Consider the following 19,720-nt stretch of genomic DNA (forward strand, 5'->3'; position numbering starts at 1 on the left):
GGGAGGCGAATTCTACAGCGTTACACGCTGCTGTCAACACCTCTTTTTCAACTTCCTTTTGGCTTCGATGAACTGAAGCAACTTGCTGTCGAATCTCGCATAACTCATTGTTTACCAAGGAGTTTTCAGTTTCGACTGCGCCGGAAGTGGGGCGAATTATAGACTTCCTGATTCTGCGGTCAAGGACTAATTACACTTTTGTTGCAGATGGTGCTTTTTTAGCCATAAGACGCGGGATTCGACGCATCACAGGCGGGATCCGCAGGAGCAAGAGCAACGCGCCTATAGAAGCATAGATAGCCCACTCCTTCAGATCAGCCCGTACGATCCAAAGCATATGCAATAAACCAAGCCCCAGAATCACGTACACCAAGCGATGCAGCTTCTTCCAACGGCTCCCCAGCCGACGCTGGCTGTAGCGATTGGAGGTCACCGCCAACGCCAGCAAACACAGGAAACCCAACGCCCCCACAATAATGTAGGGCCGCTTGCGTAACTCCACGCCCAATTGCGACCAATCCAACCCTAGGATAAATACGCAGTAAGCCGCGAGGTGCAACACCACATAGGCAAAACACCACAACCCCAGCTGTCGACGCACAGCGATCCACCCTGCCCAACCGCTGAGCTTTTGCAGAGGCGTCATCCCCAGGGTGACCAGCAACAGGATCAGCGTCCCCAACCCCAGGCGATCAACCAGCACTTTGCCGGGATCAGGCCCCAAGGCCAAACTCCAGGCCTCATACAACCAATACAACGGCCACACCGCCGCTGCTATAAAGACGCCAACGCGCCAGATGGGGTAACGCATCAATAGTTCTTCCGCAGATCAAGACCCGTATAAAGAGAGGCGACCTCTTCCGAGTAACCGTTGAACATCTGCGTCTCGCGCACATTCGGGCTGAATAAACCACTGGGCAGGCGTCGTTCTCGCGCCTGGGTCCAGCGCGGATGGTCGACCGTGGGATTCACATTCGCATAAAACCCATACTCATCCGCCGCAATGCTTTGCCAGGTAGTTTTCGGCTGCTCACTTACCAGGCTGATCCGCACGATGGACTTCACACTCTTGAAACCATACTTCCATGGCACCACCAAACGCAGCGGCGCACCGTTCTGGTTGGGCAATTCACGCCCATACATGCCCACTGCCAGGATCGCCAGAGGGTTCATCGCTTCATCCAGGCGCAACCCTTCTACATAAGGCCAGTCGATCAGGCCGAAGCTCGAACGCTGGCCCGGCATGCTCTTGGGGTCTTGGAGGGTTTCAAAGCGGATGTACTTGGCCTTGGAGGTCGGCTCAACCTGCTTCAGCAGGGCTGATATGGGGAACCCCATCCAGGGAATGACCATCGACCAAGCCTCGACACAGCGCAGACGATAGATCCGCTCTTCTAACTGGTACGGTTTCATGAAGTCTTCCAAGGCGTAACGCCCCGGTTTCGCAACCTCGCCATCAATTACGACACTCCATGGCTCGGTCTTGAGCGGCCCGGCATTTGCCGCGGGGTCGCCCTTGTCTGTACCGAACTCATAGAAGTTGTTGTAGTGGGTCGCATCTTTGAACGGGGTGATGGCCTCATCTTTTACCGTCACTGCCTGCCATTGCGTACCTGGAAGCTTTTCGGCGAACCAGCCAGGCGCCTTGCCGGGCTCGACATCAGCATAACGCGCAGTGTCAGCCGCACTCGCCCAACGCGGCAGGCTACTGGCCGCAATACCGGCAAGCGCGCCACCGAGCAAACTGCGACGGGAGAAATAGAGGGATTCTGGGGTGACATCCGATTCGTGGCAGTCGGACGCTTTGGGCAATTTGATTAACATGGCAACTCCGCAGCATTGGAGAACTGATGCACCAATAGACTGCGGAGTATGTGGGAAATTACATTAAGGCAATGTTTTGTCCCGGCGAAGATGCAACAGGTACTGAACCGGACCCGAAGCGGCATATACCAGGAACGCCAGCAGCAGAATCCGCGGCGGATCGCTGAAGACGACCGCGAAAACCAGCACCACCACCAGAATTGCCACGAAAGGCACCCGCCCCTTCAGGTCGAGCTCCTTGAAGCTGTTGTACTTGATGTTGCTGACCATCAGCATGCCAGCCGCCGCGACCATCAAGGCTACCAGGAACGACATCTTCGACCCCTGGATACCATAGTCACTGAACGCCCAGACAATACCTGCCACCACACCTGCCGCAGCAGGGCTGGCCAGGCCAATGAAGTAGCGCTTGTCGGCAGTGCCTACCTGGGTATTGAAGCGCGCCAGACGCAACGCAGCTCCCGCCACATAGATGAAGGCAACCATCCAGCCAACCTTGCCCATATCCCCCAGCGCCCAGGCAAACGCCAACAACGCAGGTGCGACACCAAAGGCAACCATGTCCGACAGCGAGTCGTACTCGGCACCGAAGGCGCTTTGGGTATTGGTCATCCGCGCCACGCGCCCATCAAGGCCGTCGAGCACCATGGCCACGAAGATCGCGATGGCGGCAAAACCGAAATATTTGCTGGCACTCGCCGCATCACCTGCCGCCAATGCGCTCTGGGCACTCATGGAATTGATGATGGAGTAGAAACCGGCAAACAGGTTCGCCGTGGTGAACAGGTTGGGCAGAAGATAGATGCCACGATGCCGGACCTTGCGGCCTTCCGCGTCATGCCCTTCTTCGACATGCTCATCGATCGGTAGCAGGCTTTCGGCGTCAGAGGCCTGGTTTGGCTCTTCGGGACGTTCGCTCATGGACTTTACCTTGCAACGGTGTGAAAAAATTCGACAGACACTTGCGGCGAGTGTTCGCCCGCAAACGATGCAGCTTTATACCAGAACCAGCCCTCAAACGAAAAAACGCGGCCTAGGCCGCGTTTTCACTTGATCCGTACGACTTAGTTCTTGGCTTTGTCGACGATCTTGTTGGCACCGATCCACGGCATCATGGAGCGCAGTTGCTCGCCGATGATTTCGATACCGTGAGCGGCGTTGTTACGACGCTTGGCGGTCATCGAAGGGTAGCCGGTTGCGCCTTCGCTGATGAACATTTTGGCGTACTCGCCGTCCTGAATACGTTTCAGGGCGTTGCGCATGGCCTGACGGGATTCGGCGTTGATCACTTCCGGGCCGGTCACATACTCGCCGTATTCAGCGTTGTTGGAGATCGAGTAGTTCATGTTGGCGATACCGCCTTCGTACATGAGGTCAACGATCAGCTTCAGTTCGTGCAGGCACTCGAAGTAGGCCATTTCCGGCGCGTAGCCAGCTTCAACCAGGGTTTCGAAACCGGCTTTTACCAGCTCGACGGTACCGCCGCACAGAACAGCCTGCTCGCCGAACAGGTCGGTTTCGGTCTCGTCCTTGAAGGTGGTTTCGATGATGCCGGTACGACCACCACCAACGCCAGCAGCGTAGGACAGTGCAACGTTCTTGGCGTTGCCCGAGGCGTCCTGGTAGATCGCGATCAGGTCAGGGATACCGCCGCCCTTGACGAACTCGGAACGCACGGTGTGGCCCGGTGCTTTCGGCGCGATCATGATCACGTCGAGGTCAGCGCGCGGCACAACCTGGTTGTAGTGGATCGCGAAGCCGTGGGAGAAGGCCAGGGTAGCGCCCTTCTTGATGTTCGGTTCGATTTCGTTCTTGTACAGCGCGGACTGGAACTCGTCCGGGGTCAGGATCATGACCAGGTCGGCAGCAGCAACAGCGGAAGCAACGTCAGTCACTTTCAGGCCATGAGCCTCGGCCTTGGCAACGGTCGCCGAGCCTTTGCGCAGGCCAACAGTCACGTCAACGCCGGAGTCTTTCAGGTTGCACGCTTGAGCGTGGCCCTGGGAACCGTAGCCGATGATGGCGACTTTTTTGCCCTGGATGATCGACAGGTCACAATCTTTTTCGTAATAAACTTTCATGAGGTTCCTCTATATATCCAGGCCGTAAGGCCATTCACTAATTTGGGTTAGATGCTGAGTACTTTGTCGCCACGGGCAATCCCGGTGACACCACTGCGTACGGTTTCCAGAATCGAGGCCGTCCCGATCGACTGGATGAAGCTGTCCAGCTTGTCGCTTGTACCGGTCAGTTGCACGGTATAAACGCTGGCGCTCACATCGACGATCTGCCCACGATAAATATCGGTAGTGCGCTTGATCTCGGCACGTTGGGCACCCGTAGCCTTGACTTTAACCAGCATCAGCTCACGCTCGATGTGGGCACTTTCCGACAGATCGACCAGCTTGACCACTTCGATCAGCTTGTTGAGGTTCTTGGTGATCTGCTCGATCACCTCATCGTGACCTACAGTAGTCAACGTCAGGCGCGACAGGGTCGGGTCTTCGGTCGGGGCCACGGTCAGGCTTTCGATGTTGTAGTTGCGTTGCGAAAACAGGCCGACCACACGAGACAGAGCGCCGGGTTCGTTCTCCAGAAGCAGGGAGATAATGTGCCGCATGATTAGGTTCGCTCCGTCTTGTTCAGCCACATGTCGCGCATAGAGCCGTCTTTGATCTGCATCGGGTAGACGTGCTCGCTGGTGTCGACCTGGATGTCGATGAACACCAGGCGATCCTTCATGGCGAACGCCTCTTCCATCTTCGGCTTCAGATCCTTCAAATCAGTGATGCGCATGCCGACATGGCCATAGGCTTCAACCAGCTTGACGAAATCAGGCAGCGATTCCATGTAGGAATGGGAGTGACGGCTGTTGTAGCTCATGTCCTGCCACTGGCGAACCATGCCCAGTACACCGTTGTTCAGGCAGACGATCTTCACCGGCAAGCCATACTGCAGGCAGGTCGACAGCTCCTGGATGTTCATCTGGATACTGCCCTCACCGGTCACGCACGCAACGTCGGTGTCGGGGAAGCTCAGCTTCACACCCATGGCCGCAGGGAAACCAAAGCCCATCGTGCCCAGGCCACCGGAGTTGATCCAGCGGTTAGGCTTGTCGAACTTGTAGTACTGCGCGGCGAACATCTGGTGCTGGCCCACGTCGGAGGTCACAAAGGCGTCGCCCTTGGTCACTTCGCACAGGGTTTCGATCACGGTCTGTGGCTTGATGATGCTGCCGTCGCCCTTGTCGTAAGGGAACAGGCCGCGGTCACCACGCCATTCGTCGATCTGCTTCCACCAACTGGCAACGGACTCCTTGTTCGGCGTCTCGCCAATGTCCTTGAGCGCGGCGACCATTTCGGTCAATACGCTTTCCACTGGACCTACGATCGGCACGTCGGCCTTGATGGTCTTGGAGATGGACGCCGGGTCGATGTCGATGTGGATGATTTTGGCATTCGGGCAGAACTTGCTCGCGCCGTTGATCACCCGGTCATCGAACCGCGCACCCACGGCCAAAATCACGTCGGCATGGTGCATGGTCAGGTTGGCCGTGTAGCTGCCGTGCATGCCGAGCATGCCGACGAACTGACGATCCGAACCCGGGAAGGCACCGAGGCCCATCAAGGTGTTGGTCACCGGCAGGTTGAGCATCTTGGCCAATTCGGTCAAAGGTGCGGAACCACCACCCAGGATCACCCCACCACCGGAGTACAGCACCGGACGCTTGGCCGCCAGGAGCATTTCTGCGGCCTTGCGGATCTGCCCCGAGTGCCCACGAACGGCCGGGCTGTAGGAACGCAGCTTGGCTTTCTTGGGGAAGACGTATTCGAATTTTTCCGCCGGGTTGGTCATGTCTTTCGGGATATCGACCACCACAGGCCCCGGGCGACCGGACTGTGCGAGGTAGAAGGCCTTTTTCATGACGTCCGGGATCTCCGACGGATGCTTGATCATGAAGCTGTGTTTCACGATCGGCCGGGAGATACCGATCATATCGGTTTCCTGGAATGCATCGGTACCAACCATGGTGCTAGGCACCTGGCCGGAAATGATCACCATCGGAATGGAGTCCATATAAGCAGTCGCGATGCCGGTAATGGCATTGGTTGCGCCTGGGCCGGACGTTACCAGCACCACGCCGGCTTTACCGGTGGCACGGGCGTAACCGTCAGCCATATGGGTCGCGGCCTGTTCGTGGCGAACCAGGATGTGGGTAACACCAGGTTCCTTGAACAGTGCGTCGTAGACATGCAGCAGAGCACCACCTGGGTACCCGTAGATATAGTCGACGCCTTCGTCACGCAAAAAGCGGACGAGCATCTCACCACCAGATAAAAGCTCCACGTTGTTCACCTCTAAAACGCCAGAATACCGTCCGTTGAAAACCGACGGGTCTTAATAGGTTTACTTCTCAACAGAGCATGAGCGACGGTGGTCGCCGACTACGTCAGCACTGACTGAGCAAGTATTGGGATCGTCCCAAGTGTTGCGGGCTTTTCCCACCCAGCGCGAGGTAACGCGTTGCGGGTGTAACAGGTCGGCGCGGATGTGCGCCTCATGATCTGCTGAGCGGGCCTGCTTCTGGCAGTCCCGATACAGCGGACTTTGGATTCTTCTGTTTCAGCCTCTTCAAGTCAAGCAATAATTGCGCTTTTTTCCAAGTAAGCGCATGAGAACGAAGAAGAAAGGGGTTTGAGGAGGGATAAAACTCGCCTGAATGTCGTCAAGCGGTAGAAATGTGCGCAAGACTGCCGGAAAACCCGGCAGTCAGGCAATTAACGAGCGTCGACGATCAGTTGGTCGAACTTTTTCAGCGCATTGCGCAAGCCGAGGCTCTCGCGCGGACGATCGGCGTAGACCATCTCGGCCATCTCCAGGATTCCCGACGCATTGGGCAGCGGCAAGTCCTGTTCCAGGATCTGTTTCATCCGGGCCAGGAAAACCCACTGCAACCACTGGTGAAAGTCCAGGGTATCGACAGAAAACGGCTCGACGCTGCTCAGCGCCTCGACACTGGGAGACACATCATCCCACCAGCCCTGCACACGCAGTTCACGCTCAATCAACAACAACTGTTCGGCAATCGCCGGAAAACGCGAATCCATCAGAGGCTGACCTTGGCTTTTTGCCGGGCCTGGGCGGCGCCGGCAGCATCACCTTGCGCGGCACGTGCATCACCAATCAAGGCCCACAGGCTGGCCTGCAGATCAGGACGACCGTTGGCCATGGTCAAGCCACGACGGGCGAACTGTTCAGCTTGCGGCACGTCACCCTGGGCCATGCGCACTTGCGCCAGACGGTAGAGCACCTGCGGCTCACGTGGTGCAACACGCTGGGCGCGCTCGAGGCTGGACGATGCGCCGTTCAAGTCGCCACCGGCCTGCTGTTGCTGCGCGGTGGTGAGCAAGGCCAGGACCGGGCCGTCCAACTGCTCGTCGGCAGACAAGCCGCCAGCATTGGCCGAAGGAATCCCGCTCGGTGTCGACGGCATGTTGTAGGAACCCTGGTTGATCGGCGCCGTATCAATCGGCGCGGAATTCGACGGCCCTGGTGTAATCGGGCCCGGCGTCCAAGGCGCGGAGCTGATCGGCGCTGACGTGGTGGCGCCTCCGCCAGGGACCATCACTACCACGCCAGAATCCTGCGGCACGGCCTGGGTCGTGGCAGGGTTGGGACGGGTGGTCACGGTCTGGCGAAAGCCGCCATTGGCCGAAATCCGATCATTGTTGGACACAGCCGTGCCGGAATCCACCACAGGGATGGAGCCGCGCTGCACGCTGGAGCAACCACTGAGCAAAGCTAACGTTGTAATAGCCGGAATCAACCACTTGTTCACTTGAAATCCTCTTTGCTTAATTCATCCAGCCCTTGACCCAATCCATCACCGAATCCGCGTCTGTGGGCACACCTGTGCCACACGGAGCGCCGGCTGGCGGTTCGCTGCCGCGAATATACGGCATCTGCACCGCGCCCGGACAGTTGGCATCGGAGCCCTGGCCGGTATGGGGGTCGATCCAGGCCTGAACGATATTGTCAGGTTGTGGCATGTTCAGTGGCAGCGGGTCGGCCTTGCGCATAAAGCTGGTCCAGACCTGCAACGCGCCGGTCGCGCCGGTAAAGGGTGTCTTGCCGTTGTCATCGCGCCCCAGCCATACCACCGCAAGTAGGTCCTGGCTGAAACCGGCGAACCAACTGTCACGGGAATCGTTACTGGTACCGGTTTTGCCAGCCAGCGTCAGGTTGCCCGGCAGTGAGCTATACACCGACCGCCCGGTACCTTCGCGCATGACGCGCTGCATGGCGTTCTGGATCAGGTAGATGGAGGCCGGATCAAAGCGCTGCTCGATCTGGAACGGGTAGCGCTTGAGCGGTTCGCCTTCCGCCGTGAGCACACTACGGATCCCGCGCATCGGCGTATTGAAACCACCGTTGGCGAGGGTCTGGTACATGGTTGCCACTTCCATCGGGCTCAAGCCCCCCGCGCCCAGCAACATCGACGGGAACGCCGGGAACTCGCGGCTGACGCCCAGCCGCGCCAGCGTCTTGAGCACATTCGGCACACCCAGTTCCAGGCCTAGCCGCGCCGTGGACAGGTTGTAGGAATGCGCCAGCCCCTGGTACAGGAATACGGTGCCGTGGGAGCGACGATCATAGTTCTGCGGCTTCCACACCTGGCCGTCGGCGCCCTTGACCGAAAACGCTTCGTCGGACAGCCAACTGGTCAGGGTGTATTTGCTCGGTTTTTCCAGCGCGGTGAGGTACACCGCCGGCTTGATCAGCGAGCCAATCGGCCGCACGGCATCCAGCGCCCGATTGAAACCGGCGAAGCTGGCCTGGCGGCTGCCGATCATGGCCTGGACCTCGCCGGTCTCCGGATTGGTCACCACCATGGCGGCTTCGACTTCGTCCGAGCCTTTACGCCCGGCCAGGCGCTTGAAGGTATCGCTGACCGAGGCTTCGGCCTTCATCTGCAGAATCGGGTCGAAACTGGTAAAGATCCGCAGGCCTTCTTCGGTCAAGTCTTCGTCACGATAGTCTTCGCGCAACTGGCGTTTGACCAGGTCGATAAAGCCGGGGAAGGAACTGTCGGCCAGCTTGCCACGGGTGGTGACACCCAGGGGCATCTTCTTCGCAGCAGCAACCTGTTCAGCGGTCGCAACGCCCTGCTGCTCCAGCACATCGAGCACCAGGTTGCGGCGCTCCAGGGCCCGTTCCGGGTTGCGGCGCGGGTTGTAATAGGACGGTCCCTTGACCATGCCCACCAGCAGCGCCACTTGGTGCAACTTGAGCTCGGACAATGGCTGGCCGAAGAAGAACTGACTGGCCAGGCCGAAACCGTGCACCGCGCGCTGACCATCCTGGCCGACGAACACCTCGTTGAGGTAGGCCTCCAGAATCTCCTGCTTGCTGTAATGCAACTCCAGCAGCATCGCCATCATGGCTTCGGTGAGTTTACGGGTCAGGCTGCGTTCGCTGGTCAGGTAGAAGTTCTTGACCAATTGTTGCGTCAGGGTACTGCCGCCCTGGGTCATCCGCCCACCCGATGTGTTGACCCAGATGGCGCGGGCGATGGACTTGGGCGATACGCCCCAGTGGCTATAGAAATCCCGGTCTTCGACCGCAACCAGGGTTTCCAGCAGATACGGCGGCACCTGATCGATCTTGATCAGGATGCGATCTTCAAGGTTCTTCGGGTAAATCCCGCCGATCAACAATGGTTCAAGGCGCACCACCGGCAGCTTGCCGCCATTGAGTGCAGAAAGCTCAGCCACGTAGTCCCCGGAGAAGCGCACGCGCACCGGCTGCGCCTTTTCGAGGCCCTCGTAGAACTGGAAGCCGCGGGTGTTCAGATCCACGGTATTGCCGCTGACCGCCGCCGCCCCCGGACCATTGGCCACGGCTTCGCGCCGGTAGCCCAACGCATCGAGTTCGGTGAGAAAGTCGGCCTTGCTCAGCTTCTGGCCGGTAAACAGTTCCAGCGGGCGAGCGTAGACCTTCGCCGGGATGGTCCAGCGCTTGCCAGAGAACTTCTCCTGCACCACCGCATCGAGGTAGACCGCGATGCCGGCGATCACCACTAGGCCCACCAGGCCGAGCTTGAGCGCCCAGCCCAACCAGGGGCGCAGGCTGCGGGAAGGAGGTTTTTTACGGGAACGGGGAGATCGAGTACGAGTCATGGCGGCGGATTATACGCACTTTATTGATGATCAACATGAACCGGACGGCGGTTTGCATGACCGGCTTGAGCGGCCATAATGCGCTCCATTATTTTCCCAGACTCCGAAGGATCGCCCGTGAGCCAGCCCCTGATTGCCGCCCTGCAAAACCCGGCCCTGTTTCCTCATCCGGTCGAAACGTTTCAAGTCATCGAAACCCATATTTCCTGGGTCCTGCTCACCGGTCCCTTTGCCTATAAAATCAAGAAACCGGTGAACTTCGGCTTCCTCGACTTCACCCAACTGGATGCCCGCGCCCACTTCTGCAACGAAGAGCTGCGCCTGAACCAACGCCTGACGCAAGATTTGTATCTTGAAGTGTTGCCGATCACCGGCAGCGTTGAAGCACCGCAACTGGGCGGCGAAGGCCCCGCCATCGAACATGTGCTGAAAATGCGCCAGTTCCCGCAAAGCCAACTGCTGAGTACCTTGCAGGCCAACGGCGAGCTGACCAGTGGCCACATTGATGAGATGGCTAGCCAGATTGCGCAATTTCACCTGAACGCGCCCAAGGTTCCCGAGGCACATCCGGCCGGCACCCCGAACGAAGTGATGGCGCCGGTGCGGCAGAACTTCGAGCAGATTCTTCCGTTCCTCAGCGACAAGGCCGACCTGGCCCAACTGGAAGCACTGCAAGCCTGGGCCGAGAGCAGCTTTGAACGCCTCAAGCCCCTGCTGGAGCAGCGCAAGCTCAATGGTTTTATCCGCGAGTGCCACGGTGATATCCACCTGGGCAACGCGACCATGATCGACGGGCACGTGGTGATCTTCGATTGCATCGAGTTCAACGAACCGTTCCGCTTCACCGACGTGTGCGCCGACACCGGCTTCCTGGCCATGGATCTGGAAGACCGTGGTCTCAAGTCCCTGGCCCGGCGTTTTATCAGCCAGTACCTGGAGCTGACCGGCGACTACCAGAGCCTGGAGCTGCTGAACTTCTACAAAGCCTACCGCGCGCTGGTCCGCGCCAAGGTCGCGCTGTTCAGCATGCCGTCCGAGGCAACTCCGGTCGAACGTGCAACCACCCTGCGCCAATACCGCAACTACGCCAACCTGGCCGAAAGCTACAGCACGATCCCCTCGCGCTTCCTGGCAATTACCCATGGCGTGTCGGCGACCGGCAAGAGCCATGTGGCGATGCGCCTGGTGGACGCGCTGGGCGCCATTCGCCTGCGCTCGGATGTCGAGCGTAAACGCCTGTTCGGCGAGCAGCAGGTGGAGAACACTCCGCAAGCCGGGATCTATGCCTCGGACGCCAGTGCCGCGACCTACGCGCGCCTGAATACCCTCGCCGAAACCGTGCTGCGCGCAGGCTTCCCGGTGGTCCTGGACGCAACCTACCTCAAACGCGAGCAACGAGACGCTGCCGCCAAAGTCGCAGAAGCCACCGGCGCGCCATTCCTGATCCTGGATTGCAATGCACCGCAGGCGGTTATCGCTAGCTGGCTGGCAAAACGTCAGGCAGATAAAAACGATCCGTCCGACGCCACCCTGGCGGTCATTGAACAGCAGCAAGCCAGCCGTGATCCCCTGGGCGCCGAAGAGCTGCTGCTGAGCAAGCGGGTCGAGACCAATGAGAGCGGGACGCTGGACGCGCTGGTTGCCCATGTTCGCCAGCACCTGCCAGGGTTGTAAGAAATATTTCCTGGCCGTGATGCCGTTAACAGCTCACGGCCGGAAATAGTGGCACTATAATGGCATTATAAGTCCAACAGGAGATGCCGCCATGGGCCAGCCGAAGCTGCTTGATACCCCGCTCTACGCGCTGCTGCATAAAGATGACATCCGTGGCTTCAATCAGGAGCGCCCCAAGGATGGCGTCATAGATATGCGCGGCGGCGACTTCCGCGGGCTCGACCTGCGTCACCTGGACGCCGAGGGCGTGGATTTTACCGACGCCTATTTCCGTTCTGCCGACCTGCGTGGCCTGGACTTGCGCGACTGCGCGCTGGAAGGCGCGAGCTTGGCCCATGCGCAGATCTCGGGCACTTACTTCCCCCCAGAACTGAGCGCTGACGAGATCCTCATGTCGGTCAATTTCGGCACTCGCCTGCGTTACCGCACCCGCTGACCGTACACCTTGATACCCAGCTGCGCGCAATGCGGGCTGGGGGCCGGCACCTGCCACCGTCAAGATTCCAGCGTCAGCCTTAGAAGCGTTTACGTCGTTTCTGAGCAAACAACTACGCTTTTCCTACTGAGCGCTACACTCCTTTCAGGCTTGCCTGGTCACGATACCCACCGAACCATTCGGCCGTCGCAAGGAGGCTTGATGAATGATGAGCTGCAACACCTGAAAAACCTTGGCAAGACCTCGGCGCAATGGCTGCATGCGGTGGGCATTCATAGCGCTTCGGACCTGCGTCGCCTGGGCGCGGTAGACGCCTACCGGGCGGTACGTACCCGCGGCTTTCGGGCTTCAAAGGTCCTGCTGTATGCCATCGAGGGCGCATTGATGGACGTGCATTGGAACGATATTCCAACCGAGCGCAAGGAAGCCTTGAATCGCCAATTGGAAGCGTTGTCGGCACGCAATAAGAACTGAGAAGAGCCAAAGCCCAGTGTTTGCGGGGATTCCAAACAAGCGTTTGAGGAAAACCTTCCAGGGTGCAAAAACAAATGTTGACTCTCAAATGAGAATCGTTATGACTATCACAACTGGTCGCGAGATCAGCCGATAACTGAAAGACCATTGGTTCGGACTCTCAGATTATCTCCTCATCAGGCTAATCACGGTTATTTGACCCGGCTCTTGCCGGGTCTTTTTTTGCCTGCGTTTTATGGCCCAGGCACACGAGTGCATTCCTTGTGGGAGCTGGCTTGCCGGCTCCTACCGTTTTTAACGGGCGATGATCAGTGGATGGCCGAGTTCAGGATGGGGCTGCACTAGCACATCCAGGCCAAACACTGCCTTAAGCAGCTCAGGACGCAACACTTGCGTCGGTGTATCCAGGGCATGGGGACGACCGTTCTCCAGCAGCAGGATGCGGTCGCAGTAGCGCGCCGCCAGGTTCAAGTCGTGGAGGATCACCAGCACGGCGGCGCCACGGTCGGCGAAGCTGCGGATGGCCTGCAAGGTGGTGTGCTGGTGCAAGGGGTCAAGCATCGAGGTCGGCTCATCGAGCAATAACGTCTGCCCCGCCTCGCCCGGCCATAATTGCGCCAGCACCCGCGCCAGGTGCACGCGCTGGCGCTCACCGCCGGACAGGGCCAGGTAGCTACGTCCACTCAAATGGCCTACATCGGCAGCGCGTAAGGCCGCTTCGATGATTTCATCGTCGCGTACCCGCCCGCTTTGGTGGGGCAAGCGCCCCATGCCCACCACTTCCTCGACGCGAAAAGCAAAATCCAGGGTCGACACCTGGGGCAGCACCGCCAGCCGCTGTGCCCGTTGCGCGCCCTGCCAATCCTTGAGCTCGCGTTCGTCCAGCCAGACTCGCCCTTCATCCGGATGCAATTGCGCGCACAACGCGCCCAGCAAGGTACTTTTACCCGCTCCATTGGGGCCCAACACACCCAATACTTCACCCGGCCGAAGGTCAAGGGTCACATCGGCCAGTACGGTTTTGCGACCGCGGCGGATCTGCAGGTTTTCCACTCGCAGCATCAGGCGCGTCCTCGCAACAGCAGGTAGAGAAAAAACGGAGCACCGATAAAGGCGGTAACAATGCCGATGGGCAACTCAGCCGGCGCCAGCGCCAGGCGGGCCACCAGATCGGCGAACAGCAACAGACTCGCGCCCGCCAGCACCGAGGCCGGCAGGAGCACGCGGTGATCCGGCCCCGCCAATAGCCGCACCAGGTGCGGCACCACCAACCCGACAAAACCGATCAGCCCTGCAGCAGCGACCGCTGCGCCCACCCCAAGGGCCGTGCAAAACACCAGTTCGCGCTTGAGCCCCTCGACATTGATCCCCAGATGGCTGGCCTCCGATTCGCCCAGGAGCAAGGCATTGAGCGCCTTGGCCCGGCGCGGCAGCCATAGCGCCACGCCCGCACTTACCAGCAGCAACGGCCACAACCGCGAGTAGCTGGCGCCATTGAGGCTGCCCAGGTTCCAGAACGTCAGGGTGCGCAAAGTGGCGTCATCCGCCAGGTAGGTGAACAGGCCCACCGCCGAAGCCGCCAGGGCGGTCAAGGCGATGCCGGCCAAGAGCATGGTTGCAACATTGGTCTGGCCGTCGCGACGCCCCAGGCGATACACCAGTGCAGTCACACCCAAGCCACCAAGAAATGCACACAGCGACAGCAGATACGGCCCCACCGCGTCCGGCAGGCCACCGAAAGCCGCGCCGCCGACGATGGCCACCGCGGCCCCCAGCGCAGCCCCACTGGACACCCCGACCAGCCCCGGGTCGGCCAACGGGTTACGGAACAACCCCTGCATGGCCACCCCCGACAGCGCCAGCACCCCGCCAACCGCCAGCCCCAGCAACGTGCGCGGCAGGCGGATCTGGCCAAGAATCAGTTCAGCCTGCTCCAGGCCCTGGGCCTCGATGGGCACGCCCAGCAAGCGCAGGGCGGCGCGCAATGTGTCGAGCAACGGCAGGCTGACCGGCCCCAGGGCCAGGGACAGCCAGATCGCCAATACACACAACAGGCTCAAGCCGATAAACAGCGCACGCGGTTTAACCAGAGTGGTCATGGGGCGGCTTGGGCTTTAACGGGGTAGAACCCGGCGGACAAAGCTTGCAGGCTAGCCGGCAATCGCGGGCCCAGGCCACCGACCAGCAGCGTGGGGTCCAACTCAAACACCCGGCCTGACTGGGCCGCCGAGGTTTTCGCCAGAATCGGGTTCTCTTTGAACAAGGCCGCGCGGGCCGCCTCGCCACTCAGGGCGCGGTCGGAGAACACCAGCACTTCTGGGCTCAACTCCGCCAGCGACTCAACCGAAAACTGCTTATAGCCGCTGTGCGTCGCCAGGTTGCGCCCACCCGCTTGTTGCAACACCCAATCGGCGGCAGTGTCCGTGCCAGCGATCAGCGGCTTGCCACCGGCATGCCCGAGCACCAGCAGCACGCCGGGCGCCTTTTGCCGGGCTTGCGCCTGGGTCACGGTCTTTTTCTGCAGGTTCAGTTGCTGTTGATAAGTACTGAACAGTGCCGCGGCCTTGTCTTCGGCCCCCAACAACTTGCCCAGGTGTTGCAGGTTGCCTTGCAGGGTCGGCAGGTCCGGTTGCGCGGAGAACAGTTCCACTTGCACCCCCGCGTTACGAATCTGCGCCAGCACCGGTGGTGGCCCCATTTCCTCGGTGCCCACCAGGATCTGCGGGCGCAGGCTCAGGATCCCTTCGGCGGAGAGCTGGCGCTGGTAACCGATACTCGGCAGCGCCTTGAGCGACTGCGGATGCTGGCTGGTAGTATCGACACCCACCAGCTTCGACTCCCCGCCAAGGGCCGCCACCCACTCCGACAACGCACCGCCGGCGCTGACCCAGCGTTGAGGCAGCTCAGCGGCTTGCGCCACGTGGTTGACCAGCAGTCCAACAACAAGCGCAATAGCGCTGGTACTCAGGCGCATAAAAGGGTTTCCTTCCAAGGGTGGGGTCAGTCATATGACCGCCTGGCATCGTACTGAGCACGCAGTCAGCCAACGGGCGAAGCCGGCATTTGATAATTGTTTGCATTTGCACGTCAAGCACTGGGCTCACCCGCAAACCCCGGATCACTCTACAGCCCTTGAGCCGCGCCACCTGAGAACACTTATGAAGTTTCTGTGCCCCTCCCACGAACTAGCCCCTGGCAGCAGTCGCGGCTTCGATCTCGATGGCCGCAAGCTGTTTGCCGTACGCCGCGAAGGCCGCGTGTATTTCTATATCAACCGTTGCCCTCATCGCGGCGTACCGCTGGAGTGGCAACCTGACCGGTTTCTCGACCCCAGCGCGAGCATGATCCAATGTGCCACCCATGGCGCGTTGTTTCTGATCGAAAACGGCGAATGCGTCGCCGGCCCCTGCGCGGGCCAGAGCCTGACGCCCCTGCCCGGCCGCGAAGATGCACAGGGGTTATGGGTGCAACTCTAATCGTTGAGCAACACCAACAAAGGGCGATCGATGCAGATTTGCTGGGCACTCACCTGTACGCCGTAAGCCAGGACTTCCACCCCGGCAGCCTTGGCCTCGCGCAGCGCAACGGCGTACCCCGCATCTATTTCCACAGCGGGCCTTACGCCATCAATGCCGGACAGATTCACGCAATACAACTGCACGGCTCGTACACCGCTACGGGCCAGGTGCGCCAACTCCCGCAAGTGCTTGGCGCCACGCTGAGTCACCGCATCGGGAAACGCCGCGATAGACGTGCCGTCAAAGCCCAGGGTGACACTTTTGACTTCGACATAGGCTGCGCCGCCAGGGTAGTCCAGGCGAAAGTCGATACGGCTCTTCTCCTGGCCGTAGGGTACTTCACGCTTTAACGCGGTAAAGCCGTTGAGCTCCGTGATCACCCCGGCATTCAGCGCCTCTTCAACCAACGGGTTGGCCCGCGCGGTGTTGACGCACGCCAGGCGGCCCTGGGGGGTTTGCGCAATCTCCCAAGTGCCCGGCAGTTTGCGCTTGGGATCGTTGGAGCGACTGAACCAGACCGGGCCGCCCTCAACCATGCAGTTGAACATCGAGCCGGTGTTCGGGCAGTGGATGGTGAGCAGTTCGCCAGTAGCGGTTTCGATATCGGCCAGAAAACGCTTGTAACGGCGAATCAGCCGGCCTTCTTCGAGAGGAGGATTAAAAAGCATCAGCCTTGCCAACTCCGCAAGCCACGGGCAATCCGCTCCACGGCTTCCTGGAGACGGTCGAGGTTTTGCGTGTAGGCAAAACGCACATGATGACCCGCCTGGAAGCGACCGAAATCCAACCCCGGCGTGAATGCCACATGCTCGGTTTCAAGAAAGTGCCGGCAAAATGCGAAAGCATCACCGCCAAAGGCGCTGATATCGGCATACAGGTAAAACGCGCCCTCAGGCTCGACCGCAATACCGAAACCCAACTCACGCAAGGCCGGCAACAAAAAGTCACGCCGGCGCCCGAACTCGGCCCGGCGCTCTTCGAGAATCGCCAGGGTTTGCGGGGTAAAACAGGCCAATGCCGCATGCTGGGCCATGCTGGGTGCACTGATGTACAGGTTCTGCGCCAGCTTCTCCAGTTCGCCCACGGCTGCGGGCGGTGCCACCAGCCAACCCAGGCGCCAACCGGTCATGCCGAAATACTTTGAAAAACTGTTTAGGACAAACGCCTCGTCATCCACTTCCAGCACGCTGGCCGCATCAGTGCCATAGGTCAGGCCATGATAGATCTCATCCACCACCAGATGGCCATTGCGCGCTTTGATCGCACTGGACAGGCCGGCCAGCTCATCGCGGGTCAGGATGGTTCCGGTCGGGTTGGCCGGCGAGGCGACCAAGGCCCCCACACTGTCCTGGTCCCAATAGCGCTCCACCAAGTCGGCGGTCAGTTGGTAGCGCACCTCGGGACCGACCGGCACCAATTGCGCCGCGCCTTCCACCAGTCGCAGGAAGTGCCGGTTGCAGGGGTAGCCGGGATCAGCCAGCAGCCAATGCTTGCCGGGATCCACCAATAGGCTGCTGGCCAGGAGCAAGGCCCCGGAGCCGCCCGGGGTGATCAGGATGCGCTCGGGGTCGATATTCAAGCCGTAGCGCTGCTGGTAGAAACCACTGATGGCCTCGCGCAACTCCGGCAGGCCACGGGCGGCGGTGTAGCGGGTCTTGCCATTGGCCAGCGCGGCCTGACCGGCCTGGATGATCGGCTCGGCGGTGGTGAAGTCCGGCTCGCCGATTTCCAGGTGAATCACATCATGGCCCGCAGCTTGCAACTCATTGGCCCGCGCCAGCAACGCCATGACATGAAACGGTTCGATAGCACGACTGCGAGCACTGTAGGGCTGAGCCATTAGCCTTCCTTAACAATGAGGACAAAATCGGGATTCTACCGAACCCGTGAGGTAAAACATGTTCTATTGCCTGCCCGACCGGGATGATGAGCCGGGCAAGCGCCTGCAAAAAGACTAAAATCATCATTCGAGACGGTGGATGCCCTTCCATGGCGGGTCGCAACAGTTTGCAACCCCCGCGTGACGGGCCCAGACAACCGGGAGTGGCGCACCCCGAATCTATCTGGTAAGTTCGCCCGCTTGCAGCCGCAGGGCCGGCAGGTGTCGGTGATGTTGCAATCCTGCGCAATGGATTAGAAGAGTGAGAGGCGGTCTATTCATGTCCACCCAAGCAAAGCAACAGAGCATCAGCGGCTTCGAACCCTACATCGAGACGAAGGGCGAGGAGTACATGGGCGAGCCCATGCGCAAGCACTTCACCAAGATCCTGCAGAAATGGAAGCAGGACTTGATGCAGGAGGTCGACCGTACGGTTGACCACATGAAGGACGAAGCAGCCAACTTCCCTGACCCGGCCGACCGTGCCAGCCAGGAAGAAGAGTTCAGCCTTGAACTGCGCGCCCGTGATCGCGAGCGCAAGCTGATCAAGAAGATCGACAAGACGCTGCAACTGATCGAAGACGAAGAGTACGGCTGGTGCGAATCCTGCGGCGTCGAGATCGGCATTCGTCGCCTGGAAGCCCGTCCTACTGCTGACATGTGCGTAGACTGCAAGACCTTGGCCGAAATCAAGGAAAAACAGGTCGGCAAGTAATCCCTGCCGGGCTGAACGAATGGGGCGTGCAAACGCCCCATTTTTGTTTCTGGAGTTTGGCGGTTTTCCAGTAATATCCAGGCCATGACAGCCTCTCCTTATATCGGGCGCTTCGCCCCCACGCCCAGCGGCCATTTGCACTTTGGCTCCCTGGTTGCAGCCCTCGCCTCCTACCTCGACGCCCGCGCCAATCACGGCCGCTGGCTGATGCGCATGGAAGACCTCGACCCACCCCGTGAAGAACCCGGCGCCCAGGCGGCGATCCTGCATGCCCTGGAAAGCTACGGTTTTGAATGGGACGGCGAACTGGTCCGCCAAAGCGAGCGGCATGATGCCTACGCCAAAGTTTTGAACGATATGTTCAACCATGGCCTGGCCTACGCCTGCACCTGCTCACGCAAGCAACTGGAAGCGTATAACGGCATTTACCCCGGCCTGTGCCGCAATGCCGGTCACGACCAGCAGGGTGCCGCCATTCGTCTACGTGTTCCCGAGCTGGAATACCACTTCACCGACCGTGTTCAAGGCCAATTCCGACAACACCTGGGGCGCGATGTCGGCGATTTCATCATCCGCCGCCGCGACGGCCTGTACGCCTATCAACTGGCCGTGGTGCTCGACGATGCCTGGCAAGGCGTCACCGATATCGTGCGCGGCGCCGACCTGCTGGACTCCACACCGCGCCAGTTGTACCTGCAGGAGCTGCTGGGCCTGCGCCAGCCGCGCTACCTGCATGTGCCCCTGATCACCCAGCCGGACGGTAACAAGCTGGGCAAATCCTATCGCTCCCCGCCGTTGACGCCCGACCAGGCCACGCCGTTGCTACTGAGGGCGTTGCGCGCGCTCGGCCAACAACCGGGGGATGAACTGCACCATGCCAGCCCACGAGAATTGCTGGATTGGGGCATTGCGCACTGGGATGCCACCCGGATCCCGCGCACACTCACATTGGCCGAGGCGCAATTACACTGAAGGCGCTTGCAGCCTGCCAGCCATCCGTTAACATCGCCGCAGTTTTTC

General features: G+C 60.0%; 20 protein-coding genes. 6 read left to right on the forward strand and 14 right to left on the reverse strand.

From position 1 onward, the window contains the following. Positions 1-190 precede the first annotated feature (190 nt). From msrQ to mrcB, 9 genes are all read right to left on the reverse strand, one after another. A complete protein-coding gene (gene msrQ / locus FIV38_RS20290; RefSeq protein WP_092233408.1) occupies positions 191-811 on the reverse strand; it encodes a protein-methionine-sulfoxide reductase heme-binding subunit MsrQ in 621 nt (206 codons plus the stop codon). Beyond that, entirely contained in the window at positions 811-1,824 is a 1,014-nt protein-coding gene (gene msrP / locus FIV38_RS20295) for a protein-methionine-sulfoxide reductase catalytic subunit MsrP (protein WP_092233405.1), read from the reverse strand. The genes msrQ and msrP overlap by 1 nt, the downstream gene beginning before the upstream one ends. Positions 1,825-1,887: 63 nt before the next feature. Next, positions 1,888-2,745 carry a CDP-diacylglycerol--serine O-phosphatidyltransferase gene (gene pssA / locus FIV38_RS20300; RefSeq protein ID WP_092233402.1) on the reverse strand — a complete coding sequence of 286 codons (858 nt, stop codon included), beginning with the start codon at positions 2,743-2,745 and terminating at the stop codon, positions 1,888-1,890. 143 nt (positions 2,746-2,888) lie between these two features. After that, entirely contained in the window at positions 2,889-3,905 is a 1,017-nt protein-coding gene (ilvC, locus tag FIV38_RS20305; RefSeq protein WP_007948647.1) for a ketol-acid reductoisomerase, read from the reverse strand. A 47-nt stretch (positions 3,906-3,952) separates the two neighbouring features. Then, positions 3,953-4,444: an acetolactate synthase small subunit gene (gene ilvN, locus FIV38_RS20310; RefSeq protein ID WP_003176102.1), complete on the reverse strand. Its 492-nt coding sequence runs from the start codon at positions 4,442-4,444 to the stop codon at positions 3,953-3,955. 2 nt (positions 4,445-4,446) lie between these two features. Next, positions 4,447-6,171 (reverse strand): acetolactate synthase 3 large subunit, encoded by a 1,725-nt coding sequence (locus FIV38_RS20315; protein ID WP_029298914.1) that lies wholly within the window; start codon positions 6,169-6,171, stop codon positions 4,447-4,449. Positions 6,172-6,602: 431 nt separating this feature from the next. Continuing rightward, on the reverse strand, positions 6,603-6,932 hold the full coding sequence (locus FIV38_RS20320; protein ID WP_092233399.1) for a YqcC family protein: 330 nt from the start codon (positions 6,930-6,932) through the stop codon (positions 6,603-6,605). Then, complete coding sequence (locus tag FIV38_RS20325) at positions 6,932-7,663, reverse strand: tetratricopeptide repeat protein (protein WP_092233396.1); 732 nt, start codon at positions 7,661-7,663, stop codon at positions 6,932-6,934. The genes FIV38_RS20320 and FIV38_RS20325 overlap by 1 nt, the downstream gene beginning before the upstream one ends. Positions 7,664-7,679: 16 nt before the next feature. After that, positions 7,680-10,004 carry a penicillin-binding protein 1B gene (gene mrcB, locus FIV38_RS20330; RefSeq protein ID WP_029298920.1) on the reverse strand — a complete coding sequence of 775 codons (2,325 nt, stop codon included), beginning with the start codon at positions 10,002-10,004 and terminating at the stop codon, positions 7,680-7,682. Positions 10,005-10,121: 117 nt separating this feature from the next. Here mrcB and FIV38_RS20335 point away from each other — a divergent pair, with 117 nt between their 5' ends. The 3 genes from FIV38_RS20335 to FIV38_RS20345 all read left to right on the forward strand — a co-directional run bounded on the left by FIV38_RS20335 (position 10,122) and on the right by FIV38_RS20345 (position 12,588). After that, positions 10,122-11,678, forward strand: coding sequence for a bifunctional aminoglycoside phosphotransferase/ATP-binding protein (locus FIV38_RS20335; protein ID WP_092233392.1), 1,557 nt, complete (start codon positions 10,122-10,124; stop codon positions 11,676-11,678). A gap of 91 nt (positions 11,679-11,769) precedes the next feature. Beyond that, positions 11,770-12,114: a pentapeptide repeat-containing protein gene (locus FIV38_RS20340; RefSeq protein WP_070994367.1), complete on the forward strand. Its 345-nt coding sequence runs from the start codon at positions 11,770-11,772 to the stop codon at positions 12,112-12,114. 201 nt (positions 12,115-12,315) lie between these two features. Next, positions 12,316-12,588 carry a TfoX/Sxy family protein gene (locus FIV38_RS20345; protein WP_029298926.1) on the forward strand — a complete coding sequence of 91 codons (273 nt, stop codon included), beginning with the start codon at positions 12,316-12,318 and terminating at the stop codon, positions 12,586-12,588. Between the two features lie 294 nt (positions 12,589-12,882). On the opposite strand, the gene FIV38_RS20350 is transcribed toward FIV38_RS20345, so the two are convergent. Genes FIV38_RS20350 through FIV38_RS20360 form a run of 3 tightly spaced genes read right to left on the reverse strand, consistent with a single transcriptional unit; the run spans position 12,883 to position 15,562 of the window. Continuing rightward, entirely contained in the window at positions 12,883-13,650 is a 768-nt protein-coding gene (locus tag FIV38_RS20350; protein WP_029298928.1) for a heme ABC transporter ATP-binding protein, read from the reverse strand. Beyond that, positions 13,650-14,687 (reverse strand): FecCD family ABC transporter permease, encoded by a 1,038-nt coding sequence (locus tag FIV38_RS20355; RefSeq protein WP_032862939.1) that lies wholly within the window; start codon positions 14,685-14,687, stop codon positions 13,650-13,652. The genes FIV38_RS20350 and FIV38_RS20355 overlap by 1 nt, the downstream gene beginning before the upstream one ends. After that, a complete protein-coding gene (locus FIV38_RS20360) occupies positions 14,684-15,562 on the reverse strand; it encodes a heme/hemin ABC transporter substrate-binding protein (RefSeq protein ID WP_092233389.1) in 879 nt (292 codons plus the stop codon). Before FIV38_RS20360 ends, FIV38_RS20355 begins: the two co-directional genes overlap by 4 nt. Positions 15,563-15,746: 184 nt before the next feature. On the opposite strand from FIV38_RS20360, the gene FIV38_RS20365 reads away from it, so the two are divergent. After that, a complete protein-coding gene (locus tag FIV38_RS20365) occupies positions 15,747-16,064 on the forward strand; it encodes a Rieske (2Fe-2S) protein (protein WP_029298934.1) in 318 nt (105 codons plus the stop codon). Here FIV38_RS20365 and sfsA read toward each other — a convergent pair. After that, positions 16,061-16,774 carry a DNA/RNA nuclease SfsA gene (gene sfsA / locus FIV38_RS20370; RefSeq protein ID WP_029298936.1) on the reverse strand — a complete coding sequence of 238 codons (714 nt, stop codon included), beginning with the start codon at positions 16,772-16,774 and terminating at the stop codon, positions 16,061-16,063. The two genes, FIV38_RS20365 and sfsA, sit on opposite strands and share 4 nt — an antisense overlap. Then, on the reverse strand, positions 16,774-17,946 hold the full coding sequence (locus FIV38_RS20375) for a pyridoxal phosphate-dependent aminotransferase (protein ID WP_029298938.1): 1,173 nt from the start codon (positions 17,944-17,946) through the stop codon (positions 16,774-16,776). The genes sfsA and FIV38_RS20375 overlap by 1 nt, the downstream gene beginning before the upstream one ends. 319 nt (positions 17,947-18,265) lie before the next feature. On the opposite strand from FIV38_RS20375, the gene dksA reads away from it, so the two are divergent. Continuing rightward, a complete protein-coding gene (gene dksA / locus FIV38_RS20380) occupies positions 18,266-18,700 on the forward strand; it encodes an RNA polymerase-binding protein DksA (protein WP_029298940.1) in 435 nt (144 codons plus the stop codon). Between the two features lie 84 nt (positions 18,701-18,784). Next, the gene (gene gluQRS / locus FIV38_RS20385; protein WP_092233385.1) at positions 18,785-19,672 is read left to right on the forward strand and encodes a tRNA glutamyl-Q(34) synthetase GluQRS; all 888 of its coding nucleotides are present in this window, start codon (positions 18,785-18,787) and stop codon (positions 19,670-19,672) included. The last annotated feature ends 48 nt before the right edge of the window (positions 19,673-19,720 follow it).

Source organism: Pseudomonas proteolytica, from assembly GCF_007858275.1.
Classification (GTDB): Bacteria; Pseudomonadota; Gammaproteobacteria; order Pseudomonadales; family Pseudomonadaceae; genus Aquipseudomonas; species Aquipseudomonas proteolytica.

What these genes read in the sequence shown, in the direction of transcription:
- msrQ (WP_092233408.1), bottom strand. Translation starts at nt 811, where the DNA reads ATGCGTTACCCCATCTGGCGCGTTGGCGTCTTTATAGCAGCGGCGGTG.
- msrP (WP_092233405.1), bottom strand. Translation starts at nt 1,824, where the DNA reads ATGTTAATCAAATTGCCCAAAGCGTCCGACTGCCACGAATCGGATGTC.
- pssA (WP_092233402.1), bottom strand. Translation starts at nt 2,745, where the DNA reads ATGAGCGAACGTCCCGAAGAGCCAAACCAGGCCTCTGACGCCGAAAGC.
- ilvC (WP_007948647.1), bottom strand. Translation starts at nt 3,905, where the DNA reads ATGAAAGTTTATTACGAAAAAGATTGTGACCTGTCGATCATCCAGGGC.
- ilvN (WP_003176102.1), bottom strand. Translation starts at nt 4,444, where the DNA reads ATGCGGCACATTATCTCCCTGCTTCTGGAGAACGAACCCGGCGCTCTG.
- FIV38_RS20320 (WP_092233399.1), bottom strand. Translation starts at nt 6,932, where the DNA reads ATGGATTCGCGTTTTCCGGCGATTGCCGAACAGTTGTTGTTGATTGAG.
- mrcB (WP_029298920.1), bottom strand. Translation starts at nt 10,004, where the DNA reads ATGACTCGTACTCGATCTCCCCGTTCCCGTAAAAAACCTCCTTCCCGC.
- FIV38_RS20340 (WP_070994367.1), top strand. Translation starts at nt 11,770, where the DNA reads ATGGGCCAGCCGAAGCTGCTTGATACCCCGCTCTACGCGCTGCTGCAT.
- FIV38_RS20345 (WP_029298926.1), top strand. Translation starts at nt 12,316, where the DNA reads ATGAATGATGAGCTGCAACACCTGAAAAACCTTGGCAAGACCTCGGCG.
- FIV38_RS20350 (WP_029298928.1), bottom strand. Translation starts at nt 13,650, where the DNA reads ATGCTGCGAGTGGAAAACCTGCAGATCCGCCGCGGTCGCAAAACCGTA.
- FIV38_RS20355 (WP_032862939.1), bottom strand. Translation starts at nt 14,687, where the DNA reads ATGACCACTCTGGTTAAACCGCGTGCGCTGTTTATCGGCTTGAGCCTG.
- FIV38_RS20360 (WP_092233389.1), bottom strand. Translation starts at nt 15,562, where the DNA reads ATGCGCCTGAGTACCAGCGCTATTGCGCTTGTTGTTGGACTGCTGGTC.
- FIV38_RS20365 (WP_029298934.1), top strand. Translation starts at nt 15,747, where the DNA reads ATGAAGTTTCTGTGCCCCTCCCACGAACTAGCCCCTGGCAGCAGTCGC.
- sfsA (WP_029298936.1), bottom strand. Translation starts at nt 16,774, where the DNA reads ATGCTTTTTAATCCTCCTCTCGAAGAAGGCCGGCTGATTCGCCGTTAC.
- FIV38_RS20375 (WP_029298938.1), bottom strand. Translation starts at nt 17,946, where the DNA reads ATGGCTCAGCCCTACAGTGCTCGCAGTCGTGCTATCGAACCGTTTCAT.
- dksA (WP_029298940.1), top strand. Translation starts at nt 18,266, where the DNA reads ATGTCCACCCAAGCAAAGCAACAGAGCATCAGCGGCTTCGAACCCTAC.
- gluQRS (WP_092233385.1), top strand. Translation starts at nt 18,785, where the DNA reads ATGACAGCCTCTCCTTATATCGGGCGCTTCGCCCCCACGCCCAGCGGC.